The sequence below is a fragment of the Pontivivens ytuae genome (genome assembly GCF_015679265.1).
GTDB classification, from domain to species: Bacteria; Pseudomonadota; Alphaproteobacteria; order Rhodobacterales; family Rhodobacteraceae; genus Pontivivens; species Pontivivens ytuae.
On sequence record NZ_CP064942.1, the window covers coordinates 1898054 to 1920016 of the forward strand.

The 21963-nt window shown below is 66.1% G+C and carries 27 protein-coding genes; 17 read left to right on the top strand and 10 right to left on the bottom strand.

What is annotated here, in order from left to right:
* Positions 1-17: 17 nt before the first annotated feature.
* Positions 18-425 (top strand): DUF1801 domain-containing protein, encoded by a 408-nt coding sequence (locus I0K15_RS09285; protein WP_196105156.1) that lies wholly within the window; start codon positions 18-20, stop codon positions 423-425.
* Positions 426-449: 24 nt separating this feature from the next.
* Here I0K15_RS09285 and secB read toward each other — a convergent pair whose 3' ends face one another.
* Both secB and I0K15_RS09295 read right to left on the bottom strand, forming a co-directional pair.
* Positions 450-974, bottom strand: a complete 525-nt coding sequence (secB, locus tag I0K15_RS09290) for a protein-export chaperone SecB (protein WP_196105157.1) — start codon at positions 972-974, stop codon at positions 450-452.
* Positions 975-1043: 69 nt separating this feature from the next.
* On the bottom strand, positions 1044-1520 hold the full coding sequence (locus tag I0K15_RS09295) for an FxsA family protein (RefSeq protein WP_196105158.1): 477 nt from the start codon (positions 1518-1520) through the stop codon (positions 1044-1046).
* A 126-nt stretch (positions 1521-1646) separates the two neighbouring features.
* On the opposite strand from I0K15_RS09295, the gene I0K15_RS09300 reads away from it, so the two are divergent.
* The 3 genes from I0K15_RS09300 to I0K15_RS09310 are packed head-to-tail and all read left to right on the top strand — an operon-like array spanning position 1647 to position 3931.
* Positions 1647-2306, top strand: a complete 660-nt coding sequence (locus I0K15_RS09300) for a Tim44/TimA family putative adaptor protein (RefSeq protein WP_196105159.1) — start codon at positions 1647-1649, stop codon at positions 2304-2306.
* A gap of 1 nt (position 2307) precedes the next feature.
* A complete protein-coding gene (gene mltA, locus I0K15_RS09305; protein ID WP_196105160.1) occupies positions 2308-3348 on the top strand; it encodes a murein transglycosylase A in 1041 nt (346 codons plus the stop codon).
* A 1-nt stretch (position 3349) separates the two neighbouring features.
* The gene (locus I0K15_RS09310; protein WP_196105161.1) at positions 3350-3931 is read left to right on the top strand and encodes a Smr/MutS family protein; all 582 of its coding nucleotides are present in this window, start codon (positions 3350-3352) and stop codon (positions 3929-3931) included.
* On the opposite strand, the gene I0K15_RS09315 is transcribed toward I0K15_RS09310, so the two are convergent.
* Complete coding sequence (locus I0K15_RS09315) at positions 3928-4320, bottom strand: RidA family protein (RefSeq protein WP_196105162.1); 393 nt, start codon at positions 4318-4320, stop codon at positions 3928-3930. The two genes, I0K15_RS09310 and I0K15_RS09315, sit on opposite strands and share 4 nt — an antisense overlap.
* 169 nt (positions 4321-4489) lie before the next feature.
* Between I0K15_RS09315 and I0K15_RS09320 the strand changes: the two genes are divergently transcribed.
* The 9 genes from I0K15_RS09320 to I0K15_RS09360 all read left to right on the top strand — a co-directional run bounded on the left by I0K15_RS09320 (position 4490) and on the right by I0K15_RS09360 (position 12783).
* The gene (locus I0K15_RS09320; RefSeq protein ID WP_196105163.1) at positions 4490-5485 is read left to right on the top strand and encodes an ABC transporter substrate-binding protein; all 996 of its coding nucleotides are present in this window, start codon (positions 4490-4492) and stop codon (positions 5483-5485) included.
* Positions 5486-5488: 3 nt separating this feature from the next.
* Positions 5489-6253, top strand: coding sequence for an ABC transporter ATP-binding protein (locus I0K15_RS09325; RefSeq protein ID WP_196105164.1), 765 nt, complete (start codon positions 5489-5491; stop codon positions 6251-6253).
* The gene (locus I0K15_RS09330) at positions 6253-7101 is read left to right on the top strand and encodes an ABC transporter permease (RefSeq protein WP_196105165.1); all 849 of its coding nucleotides are present in this window, start codon (positions 6253-6255) and stop codon (positions 7099-7101) included. The genes I0K15_RS09325 and I0K15_RS09330 overlap by 1 nt, the downstream gene beginning before the upstream one ends.
* Positions 7098-8366: a cytosine deaminase gene (locus I0K15_RS09335; protein ID WP_196105166.1), complete on the top strand. Its 1269-nt coding sequence runs from the start codon at positions 7098-7100 to the stop codon at positions 8364-8366. The genes I0K15_RS09330 and I0K15_RS09335 overlap by 4 nt, the downstream gene beginning before the upstream one ends.
* Complete coding sequence (locus I0K15_RS09340; protein ID WP_196105167.1) at positions 8363-9760, top strand: FAD-binding oxidoreductase; 1398 nt, start codon at positions 8363-8365, stop codon at positions 9758-9760. Before I0K15_RS09335 ends, I0K15_RS09340 begins: the two co-directional genes overlap by 4 nt.
* A 142-nt stretch (positions 9761-9902) precedes the next feature.
* Positions 9903-10484 (top strand): NAD(P)H-dependent oxidoreductase, encoded by a 582-nt coding sequence (locus I0K15_RS09345; protein ID WP_196105168.1) that lies wholly within the window; start codon positions 9903-9905, stop codon positions 10482-10484.
* Positions 10484-11074, top strand: a complete 591-nt coding sequence (locus I0K15_RS09350; protein ID WP_196105169.1) for an NAD(P)H-dependent oxidoreductase — start codon at positions 10484-10486, stop codon at positions 11072-11074. Before I0K15_RS09345 ends, I0K15_RS09350 begins: the two co-directional genes overlap by 1 nt.
* Positions 11071-11949 carry an isopenicillin N synthase family dioxygenase gene (locus I0K15_RS09355; protein ID WP_196105170.1) on the top strand — a complete coding sequence of 293 codons (879 nt, stop codon included), beginning with the start codon at positions 11071-11073 and terminating at the stop codon, positions 11947-11949. The genes I0K15_RS09350 and I0K15_RS09355 overlap by 4 nt, the downstream gene beginning before the upstream one ends.
* Positions 11950-11997: 48 nt before the next feature.
* Entirely contained in the window at positions 11998-12783 is a 786-nt protein-coding gene (locus I0K15_RS09360; protein WP_338420768.1) for a creatininase family protein, read from the top strand.
* On the opposite strand, the gene I0K15_RS09365 is transcribed toward I0K15_RS09360, so the two are convergent.
* Entirely contained in the window at positions 12771-13289 is a 519-nt protein-coding gene (locus I0K15_RS09365; protein WP_196105172.1) for a redoxin domain-containing protein, read from the bottom strand. The two genes, I0K15_RS09360 and I0K15_RS09365, sit on opposite strands and share 13 nt — an antisense overlap.
* 72 nt (positions 13290-13361) lie before the next feature.
* Positions 13362-14093 carry a SapC family protein gene (locus I0K15_RS09370; protein WP_196105173.1) on the bottom strand — a complete coding sequence of 244 codons (732 nt, stop codon included), beginning with the start codon at positions 14091-14093 and terminating at the stop codon, positions 13362-13364.
* Between the two features lie 133 nt (positions 14094-14226).
* Here I0K15_RS09370 and I0K15_RS09375 point away from each other — a divergent pair, with 133 nt between their 5' ends.
* On the top strand, positions 14227-14997 hold the full coding sequence (locus I0K15_RS09375; RefSeq protein ID WP_196105174.1) for a PRC-barrel domain-containing protein: 771 nt from the start codon (positions 14227-14229) through the stop codon (positions 14995-14997).
* A 4-nt stretch (positions 14998-15001) separates the two neighbouring features.
* Complete coding sequence (locus I0K15_RS09380) at positions 15002-15955, top strand: YihY/virulence factor BrkB family protein (protein WP_196105175.1); 954 nt, start codon at positions 15002-15004, stop codon at positions 15953-15955.
* Positions 15956-16146: 191 nt separating this feature from the next.
* Here the strand turns inward: I0K15_RS09380 and I0K15_RS09385 are convergent, their stop codons facing one another.
* On the bottom strand, positions 16147-17259 hold the full coding sequence (locus I0K15_RS09385) for an S-(hydroxymethyl)glutathione dehydrogenase/class III alcohol dehydrogenase (protein WP_196105176.1): 1113 nt from the start codon (positions 17257-17259) through the stop codon (positions 16147-16149).
* 102 nt (positions 17260-17361) lie between these two features.
* Here I0K15_RS09385 and I0K15_RS09390 point away from each other — a divergent pair, with 102 nt between their 5' ends.
* Positions 17362-18384: an AbrB family transcriptional regulator gene (locus tag I0K15_RS09390; protein ID WP_196105177.1), complete on the top strand. Its 1023-nt coding sequence runs from the start codon at positions 17362-17364 to the stop codon at positions 18382-18384.
* Here the strand turns inward: I0K15_RS09390 and arfB are convergent.
* Positions 18371-18793: an alternative ribosome rescue aminoacyl-tRNA hydrolase ArfB gene (arfB, locus tag I0K15_RS09395; RefSeq protein WP_196105178.1), complete on the bottom strand. Its 423-nt coding sequence runs from the start codon at positions 18791-18793 to the stop codon at positions 18371-18373. The two genes, I0K15_RS09390 and arfB, sit on opposite strands and share 14 nt — an antisense overlap.
* 235 nt (positions 18794-19028) lie before the next feature.
* Positions 19029-19643, bottom strand: a complete 615-nt coding sequence (locus I0K15_RS09400; RefSeq protein ID WP_196105179.1) for a queuosine precursor transporter — start codon at positions 19641-19643, stop codon at positions 19029-19031.
* Positions 19644-19812: 169 nt separating this feature from the next.
* Here I0K15_RS09400 and I0K15_RS09405 point away from each other — a divergent pair, with 169 nt between their 5' ends.
* Positions 19813-20298 carry an acyloxyacyl hydrolase gene (locus tag I0K15_RS09405; protein ID WP_196105180.1) on the top strand — a complete coding sequence of 162 codons (486 nt, stop codon included), beginning with the start codon at positions 19813-19815 and terminating at the stop codon, positions 20296-20298.
* Between the two features lie 325 nt (positions 20299-20623).
* Here the strand turns inward: I0K15_RS09405 and I0K15_RS09410 are convergent, their stop codons facing one another.
* A complete protein-coding gene (locus I0K15_RS09410; RefSeq protein ID WP_196105181.1) occupies positions 20624-21235 on the bottom strand; it encodes an HAD family hydrolase in 612 nt (203 codons plus the stop codon).
* Positions 21228-21893: a nitroreductase gene (locus I0K15_RS09415; RefSeq protein WP_196105182.1), complete on the bottom strand. Its 666-nt coding sequence runs from the start codon at positions 21891-21893 to the stop codon at positions 21228-21230. Before I0K15_RS09415 ends, I0K15_RS09410 begins: the two co-directional genes overlap by 8 nt.
* Positions 21894-21963: the final 70 nt, after the last annotated feature.

Here is a 21963-nt window from a genome sequence, read left to right on the forward strand (position 1 = left end):
CGCGTTAGCATCTCCAGATGCATAAGACCGCGGTCAAAGCTGATATTCCGTTCGAGAGCCCGAACCTCGAAGCGGCGTTCGCGTCGTTCCCTGAGTCCGAACGCGATGCCCTGCTTACCCTCAGACAGCTCATCCTCGACACGGCCAAAACCATCGGTCCTATCGAGGAGAGCCTGAAATGGGGCCAACCCGCCTATCGCACGCCGAAAGGCTCCACTCTACGGCTGGGCCTGCCGAAGAGTGGCGGATACGCGATCTATGCGCATTGCCAGACCACGATTATCTCGGATTTCCGCAGCCTGTTTCCCGATGACTTCCGGTATGACGGCAACCGTGGCGTCCTGTTCGCCACCGGCGAAACGCCAGGTCAGGAGAAGCTCCGCCTCCTGATCCGCAGCGCTCTCACTTACCAACAACGCCCATGAAAAAGGGGCCCGAAGGCCCCTCGATCATGCCGTTCCGGTCGGCGATCCGGCGCTGGCCGCCTGGGCCTGCTGCCGCCGCAACAGCTCGTTGCGGTAGAGCGCCAGGAAGTCGATCGGATCGACGTTGACCGGCGGGAAGCCGCCGTCGCGCGTCATGTCGCTGACGATCCGCCGTGCGAACGGGAAGATCATCGTCGGGCACTGGATCAGCAGGAACGGATGGATCTGGTTCTCCGGCACGTTCGACACCTCGAAGATCCCGGCATAGTCGAGCTCCATCAGGAAGACCTTCTGCTCGCCTGCATCCGCGTTGACCTTCAGCGTCATCACGACCTCGTAGACGCCATCCGCGCCCTCAACCTTCTTCGCATCGAGGTTCACGCCCACCCGGACCTGCGGTGCGGTCTGGGGCACGATGCCCTTCTGCGCGGCCAGATTCTCGAAGGAGACGTCCTTCACATACTGGTTGCGGATGCGGATCTGGGGCTGCGACTGCTGTGCCTGCGCTGCCGCGGCGTCGGTCTCTGGGGTCTGGTTCTCGTCGGCCATGCCGTCCTCGTGCCTTGTCGTGTCTGACAGATGGCACGGACCTAGCAGAGCGCTTGCTGCATCACAACGTCAGTCCCGCCGGGTCCAGCCCGAGTTGCCGGGGATGTCCTGCCCCTGCGGCGGCTCGACATCATATTCCGCGTCGATCACGTCGCCTGGGCCGCCCCGTCCCGCCTCGCGCGGCTGGCTCATGGTGCGCACGACCACGCGGCGGGCAAGCTCCGCGATCACGATGTTGCGCACCGCCGGGATGAGGAGGAGGAATCCGATCGCGTCGGTAAAGAAGCCCGGCGTCAAAAGCACGACGCCCGCGATCAGGATCAGCGCGCCGTGCGCCAGAGGCCCCCGTGGATCACCGCCCTCGCGCAGGATGTGCTGCACGCGCCGCAGCGCGTCGCCCCCCTGCAAACGCAACAGCCACGTCCCCGCGATGGCGGTCAGGATGACCGTCGCAAGCGTCGGCCACAGCCCGATCAGGTCGCCGACCTGGATGAACAGTGCGATTTCGATCAGCGGCACCAGCAACAATGCCAGAAAAATCCACATGGCGTTCCTTTCTCCATCCATGCGGTCGCATGGACTCGTTCCCTTCGCCCTCCTAGATATGCAAGAACGAGGACGAACCAAACCGCCTGGCGGTTCCGATGCCGATCGGAGAAAGACATCGAACCTATGATCCAACTTATCGTACTGGCCGCGGTTGCGGTCTTTCTGATCCTCCGACTGCGCAGCGTGCTCGGCACGCGCACGGGCTTTGAAGGTCCGCCCAAGACGTCGCGTGTCCCCGGGCCGGAGAATGATCGCCAGGACCATCCGTTCGAAGTGATCGAGGGCGGCGGCACCGATCAGGACATCGCCGACCACGTCGATCCCGAAAGCGATGCCGGCCAGGCCATCGCCAACATGAAGAAGGTCGAGCCCGATTTCAGCCTGGGCGAATTCCTCGGCGGCGCGCGTCAGGCCTACGAGATGATCTTGATGGCCTACGAGAACGGCGATCTGAAGACGCTGGAGCAGTTCCTGGCACCCGACGTCTTCAAGGGCTTCGAGCAGGCGGTCGAAAGCCGGGCCGAGGCGGGCCTCACGGTGGACGCTCGTTTCGTCGGCGTGCGGGAGCTCAAGCTCAAGGATGCGAAGTTCGATGAGATGGACAATGTCGCCGACATCACCATCCGCTTCGTCGGGGAGCTGACGTCCGTGGTCAAAAACGCCACCGGTGAGATCGTCGAGGGCGATCCGCAGGAGATCAAGCGCCAGGCCGATGTCTGGACCTTCTCCCGCGTGATGGGCTCCGAAAACCCGAACTGGCTGCTCGTCGCAACTGGCGCGTGACATGCTGCACCGCCGTGTCGTTCTCGCGGCGGTCGCCGCGCTCTCTCTTGCTTTGCCTGCGCTCGGCCAGACCTCCATGCAGCCGCTAAGCTACGATGCGCTCGACGGTTGGGCGCAGGATGATCATGCGGCGGCGCTGCGCACCTTCTCTCGCAGCTGTGCGAGCACTGCGACGGGCGATCGGATCAGTGCCGAGGAATGGGCCGCGCTCTGTCGCGCGGCCGAAAGTGCGACGGATGCCCGCGCGTTCTTTGAGGCGGCGTTCACGCCTGTCCTGGTGACAGATGGTAACGATCCGCTCTTCACCGGATATTACGAGCCCGAACTGCCCGCCAGCCGCTTCCGCACCGAGCGCTTCCGCTTCCCGCTCTACAAGCGCCCGCCGGAGATCGAGGGGCGGAACAGCCCTTGGCTAACGCGGGAGGAGATCGAGCGCGGCGGCCTCTCCGGTCGTGGGTTGGAGCTCGCCTGGCTCGAGGATCCGGTGGAGGCGTTCTTCCTCCACGTTCAGGGCTCCGGCCGCCTGTCGCTCGCGGATGGCTCTACGATGCGCGTCGGTTATGCCGGGCGGAACGGCCACCCCTATCGCTCTGTCGGGCGGTACATGGGGGAGGCGGGGCTGCTGCCCAGCCACAACCTCTCCGCCGCCGCGATCCAGACCTGGGTGCGGGAGAATGGGCAGCGTGGCCTCGACGTGCTGAATGTGAACCCCTCCTACATCTTCTTTCACGAGGTCGAGGGGCTGTCCCCCGATGACGGCCCGGTCGGTGCGATGAGCCTGCCGGTCACTGCCCGCCGCTCCATCGCCGTCGACCGCGACGCGGTCCCGCTCGGCCTACCGGTCTGGGTGGAAACGGAGACGGCGAACGGTCCCTTTAAGCGTCTTATGGTGGCGCAGGACGTCGGCGCCGCGGTCAAAGGCGCCCAGCGCGCCGACATCTTCTTCGGCTCCGGCGAGGCGGCCTTTGCCGTGGCGAGCCGTCAGCGGGCGGGCGGCCGCATGGTCGTCCTGATGCCGCGCGCGGCGCTTGCCGGGCGCTGACGTGGCGCGCCGCAGGCGGACGCTGAGCGAGGAGGAAAAGGCGCTGTGGTCCAAGGTGGCCGAGAGCGCCGTTCCCTTGCATGAACAGTCCGCCGCGCCCGAGCCAGACCACGAGCAGCGACCGGTCGAGCTTGCCCCCACCTCACCCGCCTCCCGCGGCATGATCCTGCGGCCGCAGGGCCGCCCGGCGCCGCCCACGCGCTTCGACCCGGCGCCGGCACCCGGTGCGGAGCCCGTCAACATGGACCGTCGTGCCTTCGAGCGGATGACGCGCGGGCGGCTCACCCCGCAGGCTCGCCTCGACCTGCATGGGATGACCACTGCGGATGCGCATCTGCGCCTGCGTGGCTTCATCCTGCGCGCGCATTCCGAGGGCTTGCGCCTCGTCCTTGTGATCACCGGAAAGGGCCGAAGAGGGGCCGAGGACGCGATCATACCGGAGCGTCACGGCGTGCTCCGCCACCAGGTGCCGCACTGGCTGCGCCTGCCGCCACTCGGTCCACTCGTGCTGCAGATCGCACCGGCGCATCGCAGGCACGGGGGTGAAGGGGCCTATTACGTCTACCTTCGGCGCAGCCGCTAGGGTGCGGCGGCCAGAACCTCGACCTCCACGACGAACTCAGACCGGGCGAAGCCGCTGACGATCATCAGGGTCGAGGCGGGCGGCGGATCGACTTTTTCCAGCCACGTGTCGCGGGCTGCCATGTAGCCCGGCAAATGCTCGCGCCCGGTGACGAAGGCGTTGACCCGCACCACATCCTCACGGCCCATCCCGCCCTCCGCCAGGATCGCGTCGATGGCGACGAAGCACAGCTCCGTCTGCGCCTCCACCCCCTCCGGGATCGTTCCGTCCGCGCGGATGCCGAGCTGGCCCGACGTCGCGATCAGCCGGTGCCCGGCCGGAACCGCGACCCCGTGCACGTAGCGCGCGAAGGGCGGATGGATGGTCTGTGGTCGAAGCGCGTCCGTCATGTCCCGTCCCCGGCGAGTAAACCGCTCAGTCTTTCGGCAGATACATAAAATTCTGCTCAAAATGGGTGCGCCTGCCCGCAGAAGGGGCAGATGGCACTTTTTAGTGCTTGGCCGTGGCCGGAAAGCCGACCTAGCGTCAAGCTGACAGGGTATGCAGGGAGACAGGCGAATGAAACGGAAAATCCAGATCCTCGCCGCAGGGGCACTCGCCGCCACCGGAACCGCGGCACTCGCGCAGGAGGAAGTGACCTTCGGCACCAATTGGGTCGCACAGGCGGAGCATGGTGGCTTCTATCAGTCCGTCGCGGACGGCACCTACGCGGAGTGCGGTCTCGACGTCACCATCGTGCCGGGCGGTCCGCAGGTGAACAACCGCGCGCTGATGCTCGCGGGGCGGATGGATTTCCATATGGGCGGCGACCTGCTCCAAGCGTTCTCCGCCGTAGAGCAGGGCATTCCGGTCGTGTCCGTCGCCGCGATCTTCCAGAAGCACCCGCAGGTGATCCTCGCCCACCCGGGTGCAGCGGAGAGCTGGGAGGATCTGAAGGACCTGACGCTGCTGATCGGCGACAACGGCTTTCAGTCCTATTACCAGTGGATGATCGCGGCCCACGGCTTCACGCCCGAGCAGCGCCAGCCCTACACCTTCAACCCCGCGCCGTTCCTCGCCGATACCGGCATCGGCATGCAGGGCTATCTCAGCTCCGAACCCTACCTGGTGGAGCAGGAGGGCGGCTTCGTGCCGGAGGTCTTTCTGATCGCGGACGCGGGCTACTCGACCTACGCCACGACGATCGAGACCATGGCCGACACGATCGCGGAGCGGCCGGAGATCGTGACCTGCTTCGTCGAGGGCTCGATCCTCGGCTGGTACAACTATCTCTATGGCGACAACGCCGCCGCCAACGCGCTCATCATGGAAGCCAATCCGGAGATGACGCAGGACAAGATCAACTACGCGATCGAGAAGATGCTGGAGAACGGCATCGTCATCTCCGGCGATGCGGAGGAGGTCGGAATCGGCGTCATCACCGATGAGCAGGTCGGCGGCTTCTACGAGGCGATGGTCGAGGCGGGTGTCGTCTCCGACGGGCTCGACTGGCAATCGGCCTACACCACCGATTTCGTCGGCAACGGCCTCGGCATGGATCTGGTACCCGAGTAAAGCATGGATGGATCGCCCACACGGCAGCGCCTGCTGACCCTCACGGGCGTCGACAAGGTCTTCGGCGGCGAGGTCGTGGCCCTTCGCGGCCTCGACCTCGACGTATTCGAAGGCGACTTCATCTCGCTGCTCGGCCCGTCAGGTTGCGGCAAGTCGACGGCCCTGCGCCTGATCGCGGGCCTGTCCCATCCCACCAGCGGCCGCATCGCGTGGGAGGCGGGGGAGCAGTCCCTCTCCGTCGTCTTCCAGGAACCGACGCTGATGCCCTGGGCCACCGTGGCGCAGAACGTCTGGCTGCCGATGCGGCTCAAGGGCCAGGGCTTCGCCGCCGTACGGGGCGAGATCATGGATGCGCTCAAGCTGGTGGGGCTGGAGAAGTTCCAGAATGCCTACCCGCGGGAGCTTTCCGGCGGGATGAAGATGCGCGTCTCCATCGCGCGGGCCATGGTGACCCATCCGAAGCTTATCCTGATGGACGAGCCCTTCGCGGCCCTCGACGAGATCACGCGGTTCAAGCTCAACAACGACCTGCTCGCGATGCAGGCGAAGCTGGGCTGCACCGTGATCTTCGTGACCCATTCGGTGTTCGAGAGCGTGTTTCTCTCTGACCGCATCGTGGTAATGGCCGCACGGCCTGGCCGCGTGATCGAGGAACTGCCGGTTACGGCTCCTTACCCGCGGACGGAGGAGTTCCGCACCTCCGCCGAGTACGCCGCGTGGTGCCGCGGTGCCTCCGACGCCCTCAACCGAGCCATAGGAGCTGCCTGATGGCCGTGCTCGACGCCCCGCAAACCTTCGACAGCGAGGAGGCCGCCCGCGCGCGCCGCGCCCGTATCCACGGCATCGCGAGGTGGACCCTGCCGGTGGGCGTGATGGCGTGCAGCCTGCTCGCCTGGCACTTCTACGTCACCTTGTGGGAGGTGCCGCATTACGTGCTGCCCGGCCCGGTGCTGATCGCGCAGACCCTGGTGACCGACTGGGCGATGCTGTGGGACGCGACCATCGTGACGAGCCGCCTGACCCTGCTCGCCCTCATTATGGCGATCATCGGTGGCGTCTCCCTCGCCGTCGCCTTCACCCAGTCGAAATGGGCGGAGATGTCGTTCTTCCCCTACGCCGTGATCCTCCAGGTCACGCCGGTCATCGCCATCGCGCCGCTGTTGCAGGTCTACATGGAGAGCGCCTTTGCCGCGGCCCTCACCTGCGCCTGGATCGTCGCGTTCTTCCCGATCCTGTCCAACACCACCATCGGGCTGAAGAGCACCGACCCAAACCTCGACGACCTTTTCACCATCTACGGGGCGAGCCGGTGGCAGCGGCTCTACCTGCTCGCGGCCCCCTCGGCGCTACCCTTCTTCCTCGGCGGGCTGAAGATCGCGGGCGGTCTCGCGCTGATCGGCGCCGTGGTGGCGGAGTTTGTGATCGGCCGCGCTGGCACGGGCCTCGGCCTCGCATCCACGCTGCTGGAAGCCTCCTACCGCTTCAACTTCGGACGGCTCTTCGCGTGTCTCTTCCTGATCTCTGCGCTTGGCGTGGTGATCTTCGGCATCATGAGCACCATCTCCCACCTTGCCCTGCGCAAGTGGCACGAAAGCGCGTTGGCGAGAGAGAGATGAGGGATTTCCGCACGCTGCCCGACGGGCCGCTTCGGCTCGTGAACCTGCACGCGCCTGCCTGCCTCGCGGGGCAGGAGGGTGATCTGGTGCGCATTGAGCTGACGCTCGACGGCCCGACGCTGAGCGACGCGCGCGTGCCGGAGGTCGACATGGACGGCGCCATGGTCTTCCCGGCCTTCGTCGACATGCACACCCATCTCGACAAGGGGCATATCTGGCCGCGTGCCGCCAACCCGGACGGCACCTTCATGGGTGCGCTGACCACGGTGGGAGAGGACCGCGCGGCGAACTGGAGCGCCGAGGACGTGCGCGCCCGCATGGATTTCGCCCTGCGCTGCGCCTACGCCCATGGCACGCGCGCGATCCGCACCCATCTCGACTCGATCCCACCGCAGGACGACATCTCATGGCCGGTCTTCGACGAGATCCGGGCGGAGTGGGCCGGGCGGATCGAGCTGCAAGCCGCCTGCCTCGTTGGGATCGAGAATGTGACCGCCGACGGCGCCTACCTACACACGGCGGAGTTCGTGAGCCGCTACAACGGCGTGCTCGGCGCCGTCGCGTATCCGGTCCCGGATCTGGACGAGAAGCTCGACATCGTGTTCCGGATCGCCGCCGAACGCGGCCTCGACGTCGATTTCCACGCCGATGAGACACAGGACCCGGACAGCGCCTGCCTCCGCGCCATTGCCGAGGCGAAGCTGCGCCACTCCTTCGACGGCCGGGTCGTCGTCGGCCATTGCTGCTCTCTCGCCCGGCAGTCTGATGATGAGGCGGAGCGAACGCTCGATCTGGTGGCGGAGGCGGGGCTCAACATCGTCTCCCTGCCGCTCTGCAACCTTTACCTTCAGGATCGCCACGCCGGGCGCACGCCTCGCTCGCGCGGCGTAACGCTGGTGCACGAGATGGCCGACCGCGGCATCCCTGCCGCCTTCGCCTCCGACAACACACGCGATCCGTTCTATGCCTATGGCGATCTCGACATGATGGAGGTGCTGCGCCAGGCGACCCGCATCGCCCATCTCGACCATTCCCGCGCCGACTGGCCCTGCGCCGTGACGACCACGCCGGCCGAGGCCTGCGGCTTTACCCCCGCCACCCTCGCGCCGCGCCAGCCCGCCGACCTCGTGATCTGCAATGCGCGCAGCTGGACCGAGCTCTTCGCCCGCCCGCAATCCGACCGCATCGTGATCCGGGGCGGCCAGCGGATCGACCGGACGCTGCCCGATTACCGCGAACTCGACCACCTGATGGAGCCCGCATGAAACCGAATGTTGCCGCCGCCCGCGACGCGCTCTCCCATCTCGAGATCGACGACAAGGAGGTCTCCGTCCGCTCCAAGAGCCGCGATTTCTTCTGGTACTCGCCGGTGCTGAAGGAGCGGCTGGACCATGTGGTCGGTGATTTCGTCGTCGCGCCGAAGACCGAGGCGGAGGTGATCGAGGTCCTCAAGACCTGCTACGCCCACGATGTGCCGGTCACGACCCGAGGTGCGGGAACGGGCAACTACGGGCAGGCGATGCCATTAGAAGGCGGCTGCATCCTCCACCTCAAGAACATGGCGGCGGTCAAGGAAATTCACCCCGGTCGCGTCATCGTGGAACCGGGCTGCCTGCTGAAGGACCTAGATGCGGCCTGCATCGAGCAGTCCGGCCAGGAAATCCGCATGTACTCCTCCACATGGGCCACCGCGACCATCGGCGGGTTCATCGCGGGCGGCTCCGGCGGTGTCGGATCCTGCACCTGGGGCAGCTTGCGTGACCTCGGCAACATCATCCGCCTACGCGTCGTGACGATGGAGGAGGAGCCGCGCATCCTCGAATTCACCGGCGAGGCGCTGGCCCGCGTCTCCCACGCCTACGGCACGAACGGGATCATCACCGAGATCGAGATGCCGCTGGCCCCCGCCTATGACTGGGTCGAGATGTTCGTAGCCTATGACGACTTCACCCCGGCCATGGAGCTCGCCGAGGCGGTGGCGAACGAGGACGGCATCCTCATCAAGCTCGCGACGGTGTTCGAGGCCCCGATCGCGCATGCGTATTTCCAGAGAGTGAAGCCGCATGTGGAGGAAGGCACCCATATGGTCGGCCTCATGGTGGCGCCGCACTCGATGGACGGGTTCCTCACGCTGCTCGCCCGGATGGGCGGCACGCTGATCTACCGCTCCGACGACAACGACTGGGAGCGGACGCCGGGGCCGGTCTTCGAATACGGCTGGAACCATACGACTCTGCGGGCGCTTAAGGTCGAGCCGTCGATCACCTATCTTCAGGTCCGCTACGGCTATCCGCAGCACAAGGAGCTGATCGGGAAGATGCGGGCCGAGTTCAGCCCCGAGGTGCTCCAGCATCTCGAAGTGCTGCGCGAGCAGGGCAAGGTGATGTTCGCAGGTCTGTCACTGGTGAAGTTTACCACCGAGGAACGGCTCGACGAGATCATCCGGATGCACGAGGAGGCGGGCGCCATGATCTTCAACCCGCACCGCTACACCCTAGAGGAAGGCGGGCGGCAGACCGTGGACGACCGGCAACTTGCCTTCAAGCGGGAGGCAGATCCGAAGGGCCTGCTCAACCCCGGTAAGATGATCGCGTGGGACGATCCGAACTGGGCGTTCGACCGGATGTACGCCTACCCGAAGATGCAGGCGGCCGAATGATGTACCCCCTCCCCGGCCCTCTACCGTGGACGGTTGAGGGAGAACGCATCGCTCGCCTCAACGCACGTCCCCTCCCCCTCCCAAGGGGGAGGGTTAGGGAGGGGGCCATCCCGCTCGCAACGGCGCGCCCGAAGAGAAAGTCATGCGCGCCCTAGTCCTCTACGCCCACCCCGTGCCCGACAGCTTCGGCTCCGTCCTGCACGCCCGCACCGTGCGCACGCTGCGTGACCGCGGCTGGGACGTGGACGATTGCGACCTGAACGCCGAGGGCTTCTCCCCCGTGCTCACCGAAGCCGAGCGGCGCGGCTACCACACTGAGCCTGCAAATATCGAACCGGTCCGCGAATATGTCGAACGGCTGCGCGCCGCGCAGGCGCTGGTCCTCTGCTTCCCGGTCTGGAATTTCGGCTACCCGGCGATCCTCAAGGGCTTCTTCGACCGGGTGTTCCTGCCCGGCGTCTCCTTCAAGCTGGTCAACGGCAAGGTGCGCCCGAACCTCACCCACATCGAGAAGCTCGCCGCCGTCACCACCTATGGCGGCAACCGGACGCGCGCGTTCCTTGCCGGTGATCCGCCGCGCAGGATCGTCACCCGCTCGCTGCGCTATGTCTGCCACCCGCGGGTGAAGACGAAGTACCTCGCGCTTTACGATATGAACCGCGCGACGGATGAGAGGCGGCGCGGCTTCCACAAGCGCGTAATGGAAGAGATGAGAGAGTTCTGATGAAGGTCCTCGTGATCTATTGCCACCCCAATCCGGAGAGCTTCACGGCCGCCGTGCGCGATACCGTGCTCGCCCGGATCGGCAACAAGGCCGAGGTGCGGGTGCGCGACCTCTATGCCGAGGACTTCCAGCCGCTGCTGACCCGTGAGGAGCTCGCCAACCACTACGACCCGAGCAATGTCGAGCCGGTGAAGGATCATGTCGAGGACCTGAAATGGTGCGACACGCTGATCCTGATCTATCCGACCTGGTGGTACGGCCTGCCCGCGATGATCAAGGGCTGGCTCGACCGGGTGATGCTGCCCGAGGTGGCGTTCCTGATGCCCGATGCGGTGAACACAAACATACGGCCGGGGCTGACCCATATCGAGCGGCTGGCGGTGTTCACGACCTACGGCGCGAGCTGGTGGCTGACCCGCTTCATCGGTGCGCCGGGGCGGCGGACGATCCTGCGCGGGGTGCGGCTGCTCTGTGCGAAACGGTGCCGCACGGCCTTTGCCACGCATTACCTGATGGACAGCTCGACGCCGGAGAGCCGGAAGCGACACCTCGACCGCGTCGCGCGCAAGACCGACCGGCTGATCGCATGATCCCCCGGCTCGACATCCGTCAGCAGGGCTTCGCGCAGGCGCTGGGGGAAGCGGCACGCGGGCCGGGTTTCTTCTTGCTCGACGGGCACGGGCTCGACCCGGCGCCCGTCTTTGCGGCGGCCGAGGCTTTCTTCGCTCAGCCGCAGGAGGCGAAGGACGCCGTCTCCATCCGCCATTCCGCCCACAACAGAGGCTACGTCACGCTCGGCGAGGAGCGGCTGGACGACACGACCGGCGCGCCCGACCAGAAGGAGGCGTTCAATGTCGGCCTCGACCTCGCGCCCGACGATCCGCGGGTCGTGTCCTGCGAGCCGTTCCGCGGCACCAACCTCTGGCCCGACCTGCCCGGTTTCCGGACGGCAACGCTCGGCTGGTACAACTCGGCCTGGGCGCTGGGTGTGGACCTGATGCGGGCGGTGGCGGTGGATCTGGGGTTGGAGGCCGAGCGCTTCTCCCCCGACTTCGACGCGCCGCTGGCGACGCTGCGCCTGCTCCGCTACCCCGCTGAGGATGGCGCGGGCGGGATCGGCGCTGGGGCGCACACGGATTACGGCGCGCTCACTCTGCTGATGACCGACGGCACCGCCGGGCTGCAGGTGAAGCCGCGCGACGGCGACTGGATCGATGTGCCCCCCGCCGAAGGAGCCTTCGTTGTCAACATCGGTGACTGCCTCATGCGCTGGACCAACGGGATCTACGCCTCCACCCCGCATCGCGTGCTGCCCCCGCCGCGGGAGCGCTACTCCGTCGCCTTCTTCCTCGACCCGAACCCGGATGCCATGATCGCGGCACTGCCCGGCACCGGCGCGCCGCAATGGCCGCCGGTGAGCGGGGCCGACTACCTCCGCTCCCGGCTGGAGGCGACCTATGGTTGAGGTGGTCGGCGTATTTGGGGAAAGATGAAGGGCGGGCCGATGCGCAGGATGTTCTGGAGCGAGTATCGCACGACCGAGTTCGAGGGGATGGATCCCGACCATACCGTCGTGATCCTGCCCACCGCGGCGGTCGAGCAGCACGGGCCGCATCTGCCCACCGGCACCGACACGATGATCGCCGACGGAATGCTGGCGACGGTGCGAGAGAGGCTGCCTGATGACCTCGACATCCTGATCCTGCCGACGCAGGCAGTGGGCAAGTCGAACGAGCATCTGCATGCGCCGGGCACGCTTACGCTGCCCTACGACCTTGCGCTGCCCGCGTGGACCGAGATCGGGCTCTCCGTCGCGCGGGCCGGGCTGACGAAGCTGGTGATCGCCAATTCCCATGGCGGCAATCTCGACATGATCGGTATCCTCGCGCGGGAGCTGCGGGTGCGTGCCGGGATGCTCGCCGTGCGCTGCCAGTGGGGCAGCTTCGGGCATCCGGAGGGGATGTTCCCGGCGGAGGAGCTCTCCTTCGGCATCCATGGTGGCGATGTGGAGACCTCGCTGATGCTCCATTTCCGGCCGGAGCTCGTGGACATGGCCCATGCGCAGGATTTCCGCTCTACCGCCCAGGAAATCGCGCTGCAGCCCATCGGTCCGGTGGCTTATGGTTGGATCGCCTCCGACCTCAACACCGAAGGTACCGTCGGCAATGCCTCCCTCGCGACGGCGGAGAAGGGGCGCGCGGTGGCCCAGCACCAGGCCGACGGTTTCATCGGCCTGCTGCGGCAGGTGCGCGACTTCAACACCGCGCTGATGGACCCCGTGAGCGATCAGCCCGTATAGGTGCCCCGCGTCGGGTAGTCGTTGTCGAGCACGTATTTCAGCCCCTTCACGAGCTGATCGAGCGGAGGCCGGGTGAAGGGCGCGTTCTGCACCTCCACGAAGAAGACCTTGCCTGTCTTGTCGAGCACCACCAGCCCTGGCTCGGCGAAGACGTTCGGCTCGCTCGACCCCTCCCGCTTTGAGGAGAGCCACAGACCCCAGGCCTTCGCCACCTCTGCCGTCATGCCGAAGGCGACCGGCAGTGTCGTGAGACCCCAGTCGGAATAGGAGGCCGTCGCCCGCTCCTCCACATCCATCGAGACGGCGACGACGTCGGCGCCGACCTCAGCGAACTCCTCCATCGCCGCCTCGACCTTCGGCAGGTAGCCGCCGCAGATCGGGCAATGCTTGCCGCGGTAGAAAACGATGATGGTGAAGTTCTCGGGCGATTGTTGGGCGAGGTCCCATGTCCCGCCTCCGACCAACGGCAGGGTGAGCGGCGGGGGAACCTGTGCGGGAACGATCATGGGAGCCTCCTCTGCGAGATGTTGCGCGGCAGGACATGGTTCGCCGCGCCATCGCGCCAAGAGGCTAGGTGTTCACAAAGCGGCCTGCCGCTTCAGCCGCCGTTCCATCGTCGCGATGTTCCGCAGGGAGTGGAGGTGGAGATAGCAGAGCTCCAGCTCGTCCGTCTGCGCCATCGCGTGCAGGGTGTCACCGGGCAGCGCCTTGAGCTTGTCCCGGTTGATCGTGCGGAATCCCGCGATGCGGGTCGCGCCGCCGTTGGAGGCCCCGAACTCGGCGCGCGCGTCCTCCAGCAGATCGAGGTCCACGAGGCGCCTCATGTAGGCCCGGGTTCGATTGAACTGTGCCTGGTAGTCGGTGGAGAACTTCAGCATCCGCTCGAGATATTCGGTCCGGTTGCCGTCCGTATCGAACAGCCGCTCGCCGGAGCCGTCCGTCTTCAACCCCTCGTATGCCTCGTCGATGCAGAGCGTGAAGCTGCCTTCTTTCTGCCCGGCGGCGAAGACGAAGGGATAGCGGCGCAGGAAGGCGGGGATATAGCCGCCGATCCACTTGCCCTCACCATTAATGAAGGCGTTGTCGCCTTCCTTCCGCCCGAGGATCACCGTGGGCATCAGGTCGTCGCCGCTGCCGACGAAGACGATCACGTGCTCGCTCGCTGCCGCTGCGAACTCCGCCGCCGCCAGCGGGACCGAGTTGACGGTCGATGCGAAGCTGTAGCCCGCCTTCGTATCGACCGACAGGCTGCCATGCTGCTCCGGCGTGACCGGCACCGCGCGTTCGTAGATGATCATCTGCTTGCTCATGAACCCCTCCCCAGAGCATTTTCAACGCTTATCGCAAAGGGATCGGGGTCCGCCTACCCCCAAATCCCGCAGGGAGGCGGGACTTCGCATCACGAAAGATGCATTTCGCGACTAGTGGGAGAGAGAGGGTCTGATGCTGCAACTCTCGGGTCGTGTCTGGCCGGTGCAGACCGGCAGCGAACCGCCGATCCGGGCGCTCGATCGGCGACAAATCACCTGCGACACCTTTGCGCTTCGTGAACTTCGGGCAGATCTCGCGTGTTCGTTTATTGCAAGGAAACAAGGGAGACAGCGCGACATGCTCGTGAAATACCGTGATCTCAAAGGGTTGACCCTCGACGGCGACAATGCGGAGGGTAAGGTCTCCGACCTCTATCTGACCAAGGATCGTCAGGTCGCGCGCGTCGCCGTGGAGTTCGGAGGGCTGATCGACCGCGATCCGCGGCTGGTCCCGATCGCAGCACTCGGCGCACCGTCTCTCGACGATATGAGCTGGCCTGCAAAGCCGGATGCCGGGTCCGCCGAGCCGGCGGTGGAGGACGAACCGCTGCGCCGTCTCACCGGAAACCTGCCGGATACGCATGGCGATCTGCAGCGGGCCGGAGCCTTCGCAGGCATCAGCCTCGACATGAATGAGGGGCCGATGGGCCGAGTCCTCGACCTCGTCATCGATACCGAAACCTGGGCCGCCCCCTTCGCCGTGGTCGAGACGGGCTCGTGGCTGCCGGAACGGCAGGTGCTGCTGCCGATGGAGAAGATCGCCGAAATCGACTGGTCGAAGCGCTCCGCCCGTGTAACCGTGACACAAGAGGAGGTCAGCAAGGCACCGGACGTGTTCAAGAACGACCAGATCGAGACCCGCGGCACTGGCACGCTTCTGACCTATTACGGTCTTAGCGCCTGAGGCTGTGCCAGCGCGCACCGCATATGGACTGCGGCCCTTCTTCCTCTTCGCCCTACGCGACTGGATGGAAACCTTGGGCCGCGTCACGCGGGGTATAACGGAGCGCAACCTTTTCCTCGCATCGGGCGGCATGGCGTTCTTCGCCACGCTGTCGATTTTTCCGTTCCTGGCCTTCCTCATCTCGCTCTACGGCTATATCGCCGACCCGACGATCATCCTGCTGCATATCGACCGGCTGGAGGCGTTCGTGCCCCCGGCTGCCTACGATCTGATCGAGGGGCAGCTCATGTCGGTGCTCACGACGGATCGGTCGGGACACGGGCTGACCGGGGCCATTTCCATCGCCTTCACCCTCTGGGCCGCGCGGGCCGGATCGAATGCTTTGCTGCAGGGTTTAGACCTTGTTTACCCTGATACGTCGCTTCGGGGGTTTCTGAGGCATACCATGACAGCCGTTGCCTTAACGTTAACGCTGGTCGGTGTGGCGATCTTTGCGTTGCTGGTCGTGGTGGCGGTTCCAGTGGCGCTGCAATACCTGCCGCTCGCCCGATCGGCGGAGACGGTGATTACTGCCGTGACGTGGCTCACCGGCTTCGGCGCCATGCTGCTCGCCATCGGGGTGATCTACCGCTATGGGCCGAACCGGCGGGGGAACCGCGCGCCGCTCCTGTCCTTCGGAGGGTTGGTGGCGGGGCTGCTCTGGATGGCCGCCTCGACGCTTTTCTCCTACTACCTCAAGAACTTCGGGAACTACAACGAGATCTACGGGTCCATTGGTGCGGTTGCCGCGCTCATGATGTGGTTCTTCGTTTCAAGCTTCGTCATCCTGCTCGGCGCGCTTTTGAACCGGGAGATCGAGCAGCAGGCGCTGATCGCGTCCGAGCCGCTGCATCAGCGATCCGAGGATGGGCCGGTGGACGAGTTCATCGGGGATCAGAGCCTGCTGCCGCCGAGCTGAGGGTTAACGCAGCACCCTCAAAGATGAAGAAACCTCGCTGCCGCGGTCACCTTTGTTAACGCTGAAATCGACGTATGACATGCGTATGATTTGCGTATGACATCCGTGCACCGATCCGGTGCACGCCGCCAGTCGTTAACGCTCGCGCCCTCATCTGTCGCGAAATATCCCCGCCGGAGGCATCTACCCTCTCAGTACTCGATGACGGCGCGGATCGACTTGCCCTCGTGCATCAGGTCGAACCCTTCGTTGATCCGGTCGAGGCTCAGCTTGTGGGTGATCATCGGGTCGATCTCGATCTTCCCGTCCATGTACCAGTCCACGATCTTCGGCACGTCGGTTCGGCCCCGCGCGCCGCCGAAGGCCGTGCCGCGCCAGCTGCGCCCGGTGACGAGCTGGAAGGGGCGGGTGGAGATCTCGGCGCCCGCGGGCGCGACGCCGATGATGATGCTCTCACCCCAGCCCTTGTGCGCCGATTCCAGCGCCGCGCGCATCACCTGCACGTTGCCGGTGGCGTCGAAGGTATAGTCCGCGCCACCCTTCGTCAGGTTCACGAGGTAGGGCACCAGGTCCTCCTCCACCTCGGCCGGGTTCACAAAATCGGTCATGCCGAAGCGGGTCGCCATCTCGACCTTGCCGGGATTGATATCGACGCCGACGATCTGGTCGGCCCCGGCGAGGCGCAGCCCCTGAATCACGTTGAGCCCGATCCCGCCAAGGCCGAAGACGATGGCGCGGCTGCCCTGCTCGACCTTCGCGGTGTTGATGACCGCGCCGATGCCCGTGGTCACGCCGCAGCCGATATAGCAGACCATGTCGAAGGGCGCGTCCTCCCGGATCTTCGCCGCCGCAATCTCCGGCATCACGGTGAAGTTCGAGAAGGTCGACGTGCCCATGTAGTGGAACACCGGATCGCCATCGAGCGTGGTGAAGCGTGAGGTGCCGTCGGGCATCACGCCCTGCCCCTGCGTGGTGCGGATCGCCTGGCAGAGGTTCGTCTTGGGGTGCAGGCAGTACTCGCACTCCCGACATTCGGGGGTGTAGAGCGGGATCACGTGATCGCCCGGTTTCAGTGAGGTTACGCCCGGCCCGATCTCCCGCACGATGCCTGCGCCCTCATGGCCGAGGATGGCGGGGAAGATGCCTTCGGGATCGGCGCCGGAGCGGGTGAACTCGTCGGTGTGGCAGATGCCGGTGGCCATGATCTCGACCAGCACCTCGCCCTCACGCGGGCCGTCGAGATTGACTTCGGTCACTTCGAGGGGCTTTCCGGCTTCGATCGCCAGCGCGGCACGGCTCTTCATGGTTGCGTCCTCCCGTTTTGGCCGACGCTGGGGCAAAGCTGCGCGCCGCGCAACCCTGCTATGCCTTGGTCGAGCCGCACCTACGGGCCTAGGTTGCGGTTCATGACGGACATCTGGATCAGGACGCTCACCGCGCTGGGCATAGGCGCGGCCGGAGCAGCAGTGGCGCATGTCATCGGAGCACCCGCGGCGTTGCTGACCGGACCGGCGCTCGCGGTGTCGCTGGCGGCCTTCGCGGGCGTGCGCCTCGCCCTGCCTGCGTCGCTGCGCGACGTTGCCTTCGTCGTGCTGGGCGTCGGGATGGGGACGGGCGTGACGCCGGCCTCGGTTGAAGCGGTAGTGGCCTGGCCGGTGAGCTTCGCCGTGCTGGCCGCCGCGGTCACGGCGATCCTCGTTTTTGGTGCGCTCGCCGTGCACGGGCTGACCGCGCGCGAGCGCAACACGTCGGTGCTCGCCGCTTCACCGGGGCATCTGAGCTACGTGCTCGGCCTCAGTCTGGAGACGCGGGCCGATGTGGGCTTCGTGACGGTGGTGCAGAGCCTGCGTCTGCTGGCGCTGACGCTAGTGGTGCCGCTGGTCGTGGGCTCCGGCACCGCGGTGGGGATGGCGCAGGGGGAGACATTGGCGGTGCATCACCTCGCGTGTTTGATCGCGGGCGCGGTCGTGCTGGGCCTCGTGCTGATGAAGCTGCGAGTGCCCGCGGCACTGCTGATCGGCGGAATGATCGTCTCGGCAGTCGGCCATGCTGGGGACTGGACGCCCGGCGTGCTGCCGAACTGGCTGGCGCTGCCGGGGTTCGTGGTGCTCGGCACGCTGATCGGGACGCGGTTCGACGGGATGGACCGGGCGGCTTTGCGCTCGGCGGCGGGGGCGGCGACGGTGCTGACCGGTCTCGCCGTGGGGCTCGCGGCGGTCGGGGCATGGATCGTGGCGACGCTCACGGGCCTGCCACTGGTCACGCTGCTGATCGCCTTCGCCCCCGGCGGGGTGGAGACGATGGCGGCAATGGCGGTGGCGCTGGATGCCGACCCGGCCTTCGTCGCCGCGCATCACGTGTTCCGGCTGTTGTGGCTGACCCTCGTGATACCGCTTTTCGTCGAGCGGGGCGCGCTCAGTCGGGAGTGACGCGGCCGCGCAGCGCCTTCTTCTCCCCCACCTGCTTCTTGGCTTCGACGCGGCGGCGCTGGCTCGCCTTGGTGGGCTTGGTGGGAATGCGACGCTTGGGACGCACGAGGGCGGCACGGATCATGTCGGTGAGCTTCTTCTCCGCCTCCTCCCGGTTCATCGCTTGGGAGCGGTGCTTTTCGGAGGTGATGATCAGCGCGCCGTCCTTGGTCCACTTGCGGCCCGCGATGCGGCGCAGGCGGGCCTTCACGTCGCCCGGCAGGTTGGGCGAGCGCTGCGCCTCGAAGCGCAGTTCCACGGCGGTGGAGACCTTGTTGACGTTCTGACCGCCGGGGCCGGAGGCGCGGGTGAACTGCTCGGTCAGCTCCCAGTCCTCGAGCGTGATGCGGTCGTTGATGCGGATCGGCATGGGTGTTCTCAAATGGAGGAAGGGGCCGCGAGGGCCCCTTCCGGTGTTGTTCGTGAGCTGGGGCGGATGACCGGCAGGCCATCGCCTGAGCGAAAGGATCATGTGAGAGGGCTGCCTCTCAGATGGTGACCTCGCGCTTGAACCCGACCACCTGCTCCAACGTCTCACTCGACATCAGATCACCTCCTTTCTGCTGTTGCGTTCACCGCATAGGTTGGCAGAACGGCGGCGAAATTCAAGCCGTGCGATGCCGCACCGCAAATCCGAATGGGATGAGGGCGACGGCGGCAAGCGCGAGCTTCACGCCGAAATCGGCGACGGCGAGGCTGACCCAGAGCGGTAGCTCCGGCCCCATACCCAGAAGCGGCACGATCTCCCGCGCCCATCCGTTGGGCTCGGCGGGGTCGAGGAAAGTGAGCGCGCCCGAGAACGCGATGAAGAAGAACAGCGCCGTGTCGAGCGACGAGCCGACCAGCGTGGAGGCGAGCGGTGCGCGCCACCAGCGGCCCGCGCGCAGACGGTCGAAGATCACCACGTCGACCAGCTGGGCCACGAGGAACGCGATGCCGGAGCCCATCGCGATGCGCAGCGTCGTGAGCGGCCCGTACTCGCCATGGATCTGGCTTGCGATCAGCGAGCAAAGCACCCCGACGGCGAACCCTGCGACCACGACCCGGCGCGCGGCATCGCGGCCCAGGAAGCGGTTGGTCAGGTCCGTCACCAGGAAGGCGATGGGATAGGTGAACGCACCCCAGGTCAGCCAGTCGCCGAAGAGATGCTGGACGAGGATGTTGGAGGCCACCACGACGGCGGCCATGGCCGCGACGCCGATGAGAAAACCACGAGACATGAAAGTAACCTTTCCGTTTTTTATAGAGGGTCGCGGAAGACCTCTGGCCGCACCATTGCGGACTGGCGGGCACTACCCGAGATCAATTTTCAACGCAAGTAGCAGATCGTGTATTGGTTCGCAGCGCTCCCGGTCTATGGTTCCGCCACCCATAGAATAAGAGGATGCCATGCGCCCCCTACTCACCCTTCTTGCCTGCCTCCTGCTTGCCTCGCCTGCCTTTTCCCAGTCGCTGTTCGTCGGTGTCGGGGCGGACAGCATCGGTGAGGGGGACGATGACGACGCCGAACTGTTGCTCTCGCTGGAGTACCGCGCGATCCCGATCTTCGCACTGGGCCGGGTGGGCTTCGAGCCGATCGTGACCGGCGAGGTCGATGCGGAAGGCGATGTTTTCGTCGGGGCGGGGCTGCTGGCGCGGGCGCCGATCGGCAATCCGGTGACGGTGACGCTGAGCGTGGCGCCGGGCTACTACAACGAGGGCGACGGGCAGGATCTGGGCGGGCCCTTCGAGATCCGCTCCCAGATCGGGCTCGCCTACCGGTTCGTGAGCGGCAACGAAATCTCGATTGCCTATCAGCACAAGTCCAACGCGGGGATCTACGACGAGAACCCGGGCGTGGACTCGGTTCTGGTGAGCTACGGCTTCGGGTTCTGAGGTTGGTTTTTGCTGAGTGCCGTTCCCGGAGCTGGTTCGGGGGTGGTGTCAGTCAGAAGCACTTCCCGCCCGGCTGATAGGCCGGGCCGCGCCCGACCTCCCCACGGAGGGCGCGTTGGCGATGTCATTCACAGAATGCATAACTTCAATGCTTTCGGGCGCGCGCTCAGCAACACGCGGTCACGAGCGCCCTCCAGGTCGAGCGCAGCCCTTGGTGCTTTGTTGATTATCGAGACGTCGCAACTGGTGCGAAAGGTCCCGGCTCTGCGGCCGGGACGGTTCGGATTACTACCGACCCGGACCTGATCCGGGGCCTTCTGCTCCCTTAGACTGGCAGTCCCCGGCTCTTCAGTGCCTCGCGCAGACCGGCGGGGCCTTCGAAGAGATGGGTCTGCCAGCCGCGCGCTACAGCGGCATCGATGTTGTCCGCGCGGTCGTCGGTGAAGAAGAGCTCGGCGCCGGTCAGGGCCGTCTCCTCCTCCACGATCTCGTAGATCCGGGCCGAGGGCTTGGTGACCTTCAGGTGGCCAGAGATGAAGCGGGTGTCGAACTCGTCGAGGAACGGGTAGTGGGTGAGCGCGTAAGCGAAACTCTCGATCCCGAAATTGCTGAGCGCGTGGCAGGGCACGCCGCTCGCGCGCAGACTGCGCAGCATCGCGACGCTGTCGTCGATGGTGGGGCTCGCCATCTCGATCCAGCGGTCGTGCCACAGGCGGATCTCGTCGCGATACTCCGGGTGCTTCTCCGCATGGGCGTAGATCGTCTCGCGGAAGGGGTGGCCCTGGTCGACGAGCTCGTTCATCTCGTGCGGGTCCACGGTGGCGAAGAAGTGCTGCATCTTCTCCTCGCCCATGAGCTCGCGATAGAGCCGCTCCGGGTTCCAGGTGATGAGCACGTTGCCGATGTCGAAGATGACGGCGCGGGGGGTCTCAGTCATGGATGGTCAACCATTCGTTCGAGGGCGCGCGGGAGGTGGCCAGCGCATTGACGGAGGCATCGGGGTCCGGGTGGCCGATGGCCAAACCGCAGAAGAGCATCAGGTTTTCCGGCACATCGCAGAAGGACGCGACGGTTTTGTGATGGACGGCCCAGGCTTCTTGCGGGCATGAGGCGAGACCGGCCTCGACAAGGAGCAGCATTACAGTCTGCAGGTAGCCGCCGAGGTCGGACCATTGCGCGGCGCCCATCTCGCGGTCAACGAAGAGAAAGAGGCCCGCGGGCGCCTCGAAGAAGCGCCAGTTGTTCTGGAACCAGCGCAGGCGAGCGGGCTTGTCCTCGCGCGGGATGCCGAGGCGGGTATACATCTCCTCACCGACGGCGAAGCGGCGGTCGCGGTAGGGGGCGGCGAGCGGGCTGGGATAGATCGGGTATTCGGGCGTGTCGGCATGGCCGGCCTCGAGTTTCGGCTCCATCACCGCGCGAAACCGCTCCATGCCCGCGCCGCCCAGCAGGTGGATATGCCAAGGCTGGAGATTGCCGCCAGAGGGGGCGCGGGCGGCGCGCTCCAGGATGTCGCGCAGCAACGCGGTCTCGATCGGACGATCGAGGAAGGCGCGCGTGGATCTGCGCGCGGCGACGGCTTCGCTGACCTGCATTGTACCCCGACGAATTGGCGCGCGACGGGCGCGCGTTGCCCGTGATAAGCCAAGGGCCTGCATCCGCGAA